Source organism: Desulfosporosinus sp., from assembly GCF_014237355.1.
Taxonomy (GTDB): Bacteria; Bacillota; Desulfitobacteriia; order Desulfitobacteriales; family Desulfitobacteriaceae; genus Desulfosporosinus.
Genome location: NZ_JABZFS010000027.1, coordinates 41,003 through 49,346 on the forward strand (window position 1 = coordinate 41,003; position 8,344 = coordinate 49,346).

8 protein-coding genes and 1 pseudogene are annotated in these 8,344 nt (G+C 39.2%); 8 read left to right on the forward strand and 1 reads right to left on the reverse strand.

Going from position 1 to position 8,344, the window contains the following annotated elements:
- The first annotated feature begins 38 nt into the window (after positions 1-38).
- The 7 genes and pseudogenes from HGJ98_RS06195 (at position 39) to HGJ98_RS06225 (ending at position 6,977) form a co-directional block, all read left to right on the forward strand.
- Positions 39-1,487, forward strand: a complete 1,449-nt coding sequence (locus tag HGJ98_RS06195) for an NAD(P)/FAD-dependent oxidoreductase (protein WP_291350193.1) — start codon at positions 39-41, stop codon at positions 1,485-1,487.
- Complete coding sequence (locus HGJ98_RS06200; RefSeq protein ID WP_291350194.1) at positions 1,480-2,736, forward strand: FAD-dependent oxidoreductase; 1,257 nt, start codon at positions 1,480-1,482, stop codon at positions 2,734-2,736. Before HGJ98_RS06195 ends, HGJ98_RS06200 begins: the two co-directional genes overlap by 8 nt.
- Positions 2,733-3,077, forward strand: a complete 345-nt coding sequence (locus HGJ98_RS06205; RefSeq protein ID WP_291350195.1) for a DUF1667 domain-containing protein — start codon at positions 2,733-2,735, stop codon at positions 3,075-3,077. Before HGJ98_RS06200 ends, HGJ98_RS06205 begins: the two co-directional genes overlap by 4 nt.
- A 137-nt stretch (positions 3,078-3,214) precedes the next feature.
- Positions 3,215-4,359: pseudogene (locus HGJ98_RS06210) on the forward strand (DegT/DnrJ/EryC1/StrS family aminotransferase).
- Positions 4,360-4,649: 290 nt separating this feature from the next.
- Positions 4,650-5,963: a nucleotide sugar dehydrogenase gene (locus HGJ98_RS06215; RefSeq protein WP_291350196.1), complete on the forward strand. Its 1,314-nt coding sequence runs from the start codon at positions 4,650-4,652 to the stop codon at positions 5,961-5,963.
- A 169-nt stretch (positions 5,964-6,132) separates the two neighbouring features.
- Positions 6,133-6,588, forward strand: a complete 456-nt coding sequence (locus HGJ98_RS06220; RefSeq protein ID WP_291350197.1) for a transposase — start codon at positions 6,133-6,135, stop codon at positions 6,586-6,588.
- Positions 6,585-6,977 carry a hypothetical protein gene (locus HGJ98_RS06225; protein ID WP_291350198.1) on the forward strand — a complete coding sequence of 131 codons (393 nt, stop codon included), beginning with the start codon at positions 6,585-6,587 and terminating at the stop codon, positions 6,975-6,977. The genes HGJ98_RS06220 and HGJ98_RS06225 overlap by 4 nt, the downstream gene beginning before the upstream one ends.
- Before the next feature lie 74 nt (positions 6,978-7,051).
- Here HGJ98_RS06225 and HGJ98_RS22340 read toward each other — a convergent pair whose 3' ends face one another.
- Positions 7,052-7,276, reverse strand: coding sequence for a hypothetical protein (locus HGJ98_RS22340; RefSeq protein WP_367142679.1), 225 nt, complete (start codon positions 7,274-7,276; stop codon positions 7,052-7,054).
- Between the two features lie 385 nt (positions 7,277-7,661).
- Here HGJ98_RS22340 and HGJ98_RS06230 point away from each other — a divergent pair, with 385 nt between their 5' ends.
- Positions 7,662-7,946 (forward strand): hypothetical protein, encoded by a 285-nt coding sequence (locus HGJ98_RS06230; protein WP_291350199.1) that lies wholly within the window; start codon positions 7,662-7,664, stop codon positions 7,944-7,946.
- Positions 7,947-8,344 lie beyond the last annotated feature (398 nt).

An 8,344-nucleotide genomic window follows, 5' to 3' on the forward strand; every position in this document is an offset into this window, starting at 1 on the left:
AATGGCACAAACTGAAGCGCGGTACCAGAGGTGATTACATGGTTGATGTGGTTATTATCGGTTGCGGAATAGTGGGGGCCTCCGTTGCCTATGAACTATCAAAATATCGGCTTACCACAGTGGTTCTTGAGCGAGAAAATGATATTGCTACAGGAACAACGAAGGCTAATAGTGCTATCATTCATGCGGGCTATGACCCCAAACCAGGAACATTAATGGCAAAGTTAAATGTGGAGGGAGCACAGCTCGCTCAGGAACTTTGCATTAAATTACATATACCTTATGAGCGAATTGGCTCTTTGGTACTGGCTTTTTCTAGGGGAGAACTCATTAGCTTAGAAAAGCTATATGAGCAAGGAGTTCAAAATGGTGTGCCAGATATCCGTCTTTTGGATGAGGGTGAATTGCATTCAATTGAGCCATATGTAAGTAAAGATGCTGTAGGAGCTCTTTACGCGCCAACTGCAGCAATAGTTAATCCGTGGGAGTATGCAATAGCATTGGCTGAAACAGCGGTTAACAACGGAGTAGAATTATATTTAAACAGTTGTGTGACTGCAATTGAGAAGAAATTAGATAACTATCTTATTAAAACAACCTCCGGAGAATATGAAGCAAAATTTATCATCAATGCTGCAGGTGTTTATGCCGACCTGATTCATAATTTAATTGGGCAGCCAGCGTTTAAAACAATTCCTAATCGTGGACAATATTATCTTTTAGATAAAGCAGAAGGTACTCGGGTATCACACATTATTTTTCAATGCCCAACTGCTGAAGGAAAAGGTGTATTGATTTCGCCCACAGTGCATGGAAACTTGATCGTAGGACCAAATTCGGAAAGCATTGTTGAAAGTGAAGATGTATCAGTGACGAACGAAGGACTTTCCTTCATTGCCGAAATGGCACTGAAGTCAGTCCCTTCTATTGGGCTCAACGAATCAATCCGAAATTTTGCGGGCATTAGAGCGATAGCGGATGTCGAAGATTTTATTATTGGTGAATCGGCAACCGCTAAAAACTTTGTTAATCTTGCCGGAATTAAATCACCGGGTCTATCAGCAGCTCCGGCTATAGCCAAAATGGCGGTTGCTATTTTATCTGACCTTGGATTAGAATTGATCGGAGAACCATCATTCATTGGTACCCGTAAAAAAACGCGTTTTAAAGAACTGTCTTTTGAAGAAAAGAATGAGCTGATTAAAAAAAATCCTGCCTACGGACATATCGTATGTCGATGCGAAACAATAACAGAGGGCGAGATACTTGATGCCTTGAATAGCCCTATTCCAGCAACGACAATTGACGGGGTAAAACGTCGTTGCAATGCTGGCATGGGACGTTGTCAAGGTGGCTTTTGTACACCTAAGGTTTTAGATATTATTAGACGTGAGCTCAACATTCTTCCCGAAGATATTCTTCAAGACAAGCAGGGAACTTATATTTTGTCAGGTGAAAGCAAGGGAGGAGGTACGGCTCGTGTATGAGTTAGTTGTTATCGGAGGCGGACCTGCCGGTCTTGCCGCAGCCTTGCAAGGGTATCAAGAGGGATTAAGAAACATACTGATCATCGAACGAGACGTTGAATTGGGAGGTATTCTAAATCAGTGCATTCATAACGGTTTTGGTTTACATTACTTTAAAGAAGAACTGACCGGCCCCGAGTATGCCGGACGGTTCATTGAAATGCTTAAGGAAACTAGTATCGAAATCAAGTTGAATACAATGGTATTGGATGTAACATTTGAACGCAAAATATGTATTGTAAATTCAAACGGATATGAAGTAATTCAAGCCAAATCGATTATTCTTGCTATGGGATGCAGAGAACGTACCAGAGGTGCCATTGGAATTCCAGGTACACGGCCCTCAGGAGTTTTTACCGCAGGTACAGCCCAACGCTATATTAATATGGAAGGCTACATGGTTGGGAAGCGAATATTGATTCTGGGTTCCGGAGATATAGGACTGATCATGGCGCGGCGGCTAACATTAGAGGGAGCGAAGGTATTAGCTTGTATAGAGGTAATGCCTTATTCCGGTGGTTTAAACAGGAACATAGTGCAATGTCTGAATGATTATGATATTCCCTTATATTTATCACACACGATAATTCAGATTAAAGGCGAACGACGAGTAGAAGGTGCGGTTGTTGCTAGAGTCGATGAAAACAGACAGCCTATTGCGGGAAGTGAAATGATGTTTGATTGTGACACAATTTTGCTTTCAGTAGGACTGATTCCCGAGAATGAATTGAGTAGACAAGCTGGTATTGCTATTGATCCTCGTACTAAAGGCATAAATATTTATGAAAACATGGAAACTTCTATTCCTGGAATATTTGCCTGTGGTAACGTAGTTCATGTACATGACTTAGTGGATTTTGTAACTGCCGAAGGTCAGCGGGCAGGTACATCTGCAGCTCAATTTCTCAGAGGGAATAGATTGAATGAGAGCCAATTGCTAGAAGTGGTGAATGGAAAAGGCATAACATATACGGTTCCGCAAAAGATTAGAGTTGAGAATACCGGGGAGAAAGCTGAACTATTTTTCCGTGTTAACCAAGTGTATGAATATTGCGTAATTCTAGTTTCAGCAGGTGACGTTGAGATTGCGAAGTTTAAACGTCAACATCTAGCACCTGGTGAAATGGAGCATATATCGTTAAGCCGTCAGCAGCTTGATCTAGCAGAAGGAGATCACATCACCATATCGATCGGGGAGATAGAAAAATGACAGAACTAATTTGTATTCTATGTCCTAAAGGCTGCCACCTTAGGGTTAATGAAGAAAGGGAAGATGGTGTAACAGGAAATAATTGCTTACGTGGAGAAGAATATGGACAAGCAGAGGTCACTAATCCAACGCGTGTAGTAACTTCTACAGTTTACATCAAAGGCGGGGAGCACCAGCGATGCCCAGTTAAGTCCGATAGGGCCATACCTAAAAATCAAATTTTTGCTGCTATGAGATTGCTCGAAGGTGTGCGCATTACGTCTCCTGTCAAACGGGGAGAGATTGTTATTGAGAATATATTGGGTACTGGTATTAATTTTGTAGCCACTCGCGAAATGTAATAAGTTACGATTAACCTTAAAGCGGAAGAATAATTCTATTAAATAATTCTATTAGTGGAAGAACTCTTTTTTATAAGTGAGTATTTGCTGGTACGGAGTGTTATATCAATAAAAGTAAACTTTGGAGAGTGTGTAAAATGGAATTCAGAGATCTAAAAGTACAGTACCTCAAATATAAAACCGAAATCGATACCGCCATACAAGAAGTGTTGCTAGATGCGAATTATATCAGTGGTAAGCAAGTGGCGGAGTTGGAAGAACAGTTGGCTCAATACGTAGGTGTTAAACATTGTGTAACTTGTGCTAACGGAACAGATGCATTGACATTGATGATGATGGCTTGGGATATAAAAGAAGGTGATGCAGTATTCGTACCTGACTTCACCTTCTTTTCATCTGGTGAAATTGTTTCTTTCGAAGGAGCAACACCGGTATTTGTAGATGTATATAGAGATACTTTTAATATGGATACTGTTAAATTAGAAAAGGCAATCCAAAAGACTATTGCTGAAGGAAAGTATATTCCAAGAGCTATTGTTGCAGTTGATTTATTCGGACTACCTGCTAACTATCCAGAAATAGAGCGTATTGCAAAAAAATATGGCTTAAAGGTACTGGAAGATGGAGCTCAAGGCTTCGGCGGCAGAATAGGTGATAGAATAGCTTGCAGCTTTGGGGACGCAGCAACCACTTCATTCTTTCCAGCAAAGCGTTAGGTTGCTATGGAGATGGTGGCGCAGTATTCACTAATGATGATGGAGTTGCAAAACTGCTTAAATCATTCCGAGTACACGGTAAAGGAGATAACAAGTACGATAACGTAAGAGTTGGTATGAACTCAAGACTTGATACAATTCAAGCTGCATTACTTAAGGTGAAATTACAAGCGTTTATCGATCATGAGGTTGAAGATGTGAATAGGGTCTTTCGGCTTTACAACGAAAGGCTGATAAACGTTGTCGAAGTCCCTGTAATTCCTGAAGGGTTCTATTCAAGCTTCGCCCAGTACACTATCAAGCTAAAAAGTAAAGAGCAGAGAGATGAATTGCAAGCCAAACTTAAAGAGCGAGGAATTCCTAGCATGATTTACTATGTTAAGCCGATGCATGGGCAGGGTGCTTTTGCTGATCTAAGGTTTGATGAGAAGGATTTTGAGGTGACTAATGAACTTTGTGATATAGTACTTTCGCTACCGATGCATCCGTATATGAGTGAGAGTGATGTTGAGGGTATAGCTAAAAGAGTTAAAGAGGTTTTGGCTGTAATCGATAAGAATGCTTGAACTCTGATCCTCTCCATTAAGATTTAATTCAAGCAATTTGGAGTTTTTCTTATGCTGACGGAGCGCATGGTCTTTTTGAAGATATTCGAATGACGATGTCATTTAATAGATAACGGATACAAAGTATGGACAGTGAACTAGTTCGAAAAAAGTTGAACATCAAGATTTCAGTGGGGAGAGTCTACCCCTATCGAAGCAGAGTGCGGGTCCCACTCCCACTTCCACTTGAAGTGGAATTCTCACGATTGTATGAAAGTTATTTCAAATTAGAATATACGGAGGCAGTGTTAATGAAGCAAACATTACTAAACAAAATCGAAAACAAGCAAATAACAGTAGGCGTAGTGGGTCTCGGATATGTTGGCTTACCCCTTGCTGTAGAAAAGGCAAAAGCCGGATTTAAGACAATTGGTTTTGACGTACAGCCCCAAAAGGTCGATATGGTCAATTCTGGCATTAATTATATCGGAGACGTTGTAGATAGGGATCTTAAAGAGTTAGTAGAAAAGGGTATGCTTTCTGCAACAACTGACTTTAGTTTTGTGAAGGACGTAGACTTTATTGCGATCTGCGTTCCTACACCATTGGATTCCCATCAACAGCCAGACATTAGCTATGTTAAAGCATCATCTGTGGAAGTTGCAAAATACCTGAAGAGAGAAGCGATGGTAGTACTTGAATCTACTACATATCCAGGTACTACAGAAGAGCTCATTAAACCAATTCTTGAAGAAGGCTCTGGCTTAAAATGTGGTGAGGACTTCTACCTTGGCTTCTCACCGGAACGTGTTGACCCCGGCAATCTGATTTACAAAACTAAAAACACACCTAAAGTAGTAGGTGCTATTGGTGAAGATGCTACTGAGGTTATTGCAGCAATGTATCGTGCAGTACTGGATGGGGATGTATTTACAGTTTCCAGCCCAGCCATAGCTGAGATGGAGAAGATTCTTGAAAACACCTACCGTAATGTCAACATCGGTCTTGTTAATGAACTGGCTATGCTCTGTAATAAGATGGGCATTAATTTCTGGGAAGTTGTTGATGCTGCAAAGTCAAAACCATATGGTTTCCAAGCGTTTTATCCGGGTCCGGGACTAGGAGGCCATTGCATTCCTCTTGATCCATATTATCTCTCATGGAAAGCGAGAGAGTACGGTTTTCACACATCAATGATTGAAAGCTCCATGATGATCAATGATAGAATGCCAGAATATTGCGTTGAGAGAGCAAGGGAGATATTAAACAGAGATAAGAAAGCACTTAACGGCTCTAAAATTCTTACACTAGGTGTGGCTTATAAACAGGATATTGATGATTACAGAGAAAGCCCGGCTCTCAAAGTTATAGATCTTCTTAACAAAGAAGGTGCTTGGGTTGATTACTATGACCCGTTTATTAGCGAGTATAAGTTTAACGGAGAAAAGTTCAAAGGACTTAATATTATCAATGCAGATATACTGAAGGACTATGACTTAGTAGTAATTACCGCAGCCCATAGCAACGTAGATTATGATTTTGTCGCAAGTAATTCTAAGTGGGTATTTGATACAAAAAATGCCGCTAAAAATGTAAAGTATAGGGACAATATTGTATTGTTATAAACGAGTCCGGTGCCTGAAGATGGCTCTCTTTTTCCGATAAAGTGGCGCTCATTCGCCGCAAGGGTTCCGCTGCCTGAGAAACCTCCGAAAAAGCAGAACTTTATAATATTTATACAGAATGATATAATTTTTATACAGAATAGATGTTGTTTGTAGGGGGCGTGTCCATATGATGGGTAGAAATAGCGGACAGATTGATTTGTTTAACAGTATGATTTTTGAACGACTTATGCCTAAAGACCATCTGTTATTAAAGATTGATTCTATCCTCGATTTTTCATTTGTATACGACCTTATAAAAGATAAATATAGCAACATCACTGGAAGACAATCTAAAGATCCTGTTATGATGTTGAAAATTTGCCTTTTAGAATATCTATACAATCTTTCTGATATTGAAGTAGTTAGCAGAATAAGAACGGATGTAGCTTTTAGGTGGTTTCTTGGATTAAATTTAGATGACGATGTTCCGGATGATACTACTATCAGTCACTTTAGAGCCAAACGACTCGGTGAGGAGGCCTTTGAAAATTTTTTCACTGAGATAGTAAAGAAATGTATCGAAAAAGACTTAGTTAAAACAAAGCGATTCATGATAACAGCACGGATGTCGCTGCTAATGTGAATTATCCTTCCGATAAAAAGCTATTATGCAATGCTTTTAGAAAAATGATTAAAGAGATTGATCATTTTAATCCTACACTCGCATCACAGCAACTACAAAGCTTTGAAGTTGCTATAGAACAAGAACATAACCAAAATGATAAGGTGAGTCTTAAAAAGTATCTTGAGATTGCCGATAGACATCTGGGATATATTTATCTTAAGACCTATGACCAACTTCAAATAAATCAGAGATATAACGACGCTTTTGGAATTTTGCATGATATTATCTATCAATACTCAAATGATACAAAGGACAAAATTGTAAGCAGTGTATATCACGGACCCCGTGTCACGGACCCCGTGCCTGACACCAACTTATCAAGTTATTGTTTCGCTTGTGAAAACTAAGGTTCTTATTACTGAACGTAAGAGTTATTATCGGACGCAGGATGCAATATGATGAAACATGTGGTAATTCATTTTTAATACCTAACCAAATCAAAGAGTCGCTTATTTTGGTAGATCCGTTCCTTACCAAGTTTCTCCGAGACTAAAAAGCCTTCTCTTTCAAGCGCGGTAAGGTAATTGACAGAAGTTCGTTTCAAAACGCCTAAACCCTCTTCAATATACTGTATTTTAGTATAAAACTCGTAGAACAGTAGGTCGATAAGCTCCCTCGAATAAATTTTGGGGAGCTTTTCTTTTATTCAGCTGTCATAGCATCACTTCTCTATTAATTCTTTTAACCAGAACCAAAGTCTCCTCAGAATTTACCTCTATACCCTTCAGGATATAGACAATCCAAGCCTCCCAGTTTCCATTGGTCCTTACTTCCTGTAAAAGTGTGTAATATGCTGACTTATTGTGAATAATGTATCGGCTCAAATATAATAATGTATCGGCTCAAATATAAAATTGGGCTATCCAACAATTCCTTTAGTACGAGATACAAAACATTAATAATACTCCAGTCCTGCCGTTGCCGTCATAAAAGGCCTACAGACTGTCGAACCCGAGTGAACCAAATTCAAAATATATTTCAGGTTAATAGCATACAAATTATGTTATAATCATGTTGCAAGGAGGTGTGAAATGGACCAAAAAGTTATGGAGCTTCTCGCAAAAATATATCAAACACAAACCGAAATGCGCAGTGAATTGAAAGAGCTTAGAACAGATCAAGAAACAATAGCTCAAAACGTCGCTAAAATAATAACTGTTGTTGAACATGATGTAGAGCAAAAGATTGGAGCAATCTTTGACTTTCGTGAAGTCCAAATAGATCATAACCAAAAGACTGGACAAGCACTGGAACGCATTGAGGCCAAGCTCGAAGTGTTACAATTAGAAACATCCAACTTAAGACGAATTAAATGATAGAGACGAGACAACCGTTCTATAGAGCGGTTGTCTTTTTTAGTAAATAAGTGTATTTTATTGAAAAATGTGTTTTATCAGTAGGAAAACGGTAGTGAAGGGCGAATACTAGCAAATAGATTGTTGTCAGAATAATTGTTGGCGGGGGTTGTGATGGGTAGAAGACCTAGAGCGCAATTTAAGGGAGCAATATTCCATGTAATTAAGAGAGGAAACAATCGAGAGTACATATATAAAGCAGAAGAAGATAAACAATATTTTTTGACGTACTTAGATCATGTGTAAGCGGTCAAGTAAAATGATCGTTTTTTGGCCACAAATTGATCGGTTTTTTGACCGCCTCCATCTCTTAGATCTATAGGGGTATTACAAAATAGATTTTCTGTATTTAAGTCGGT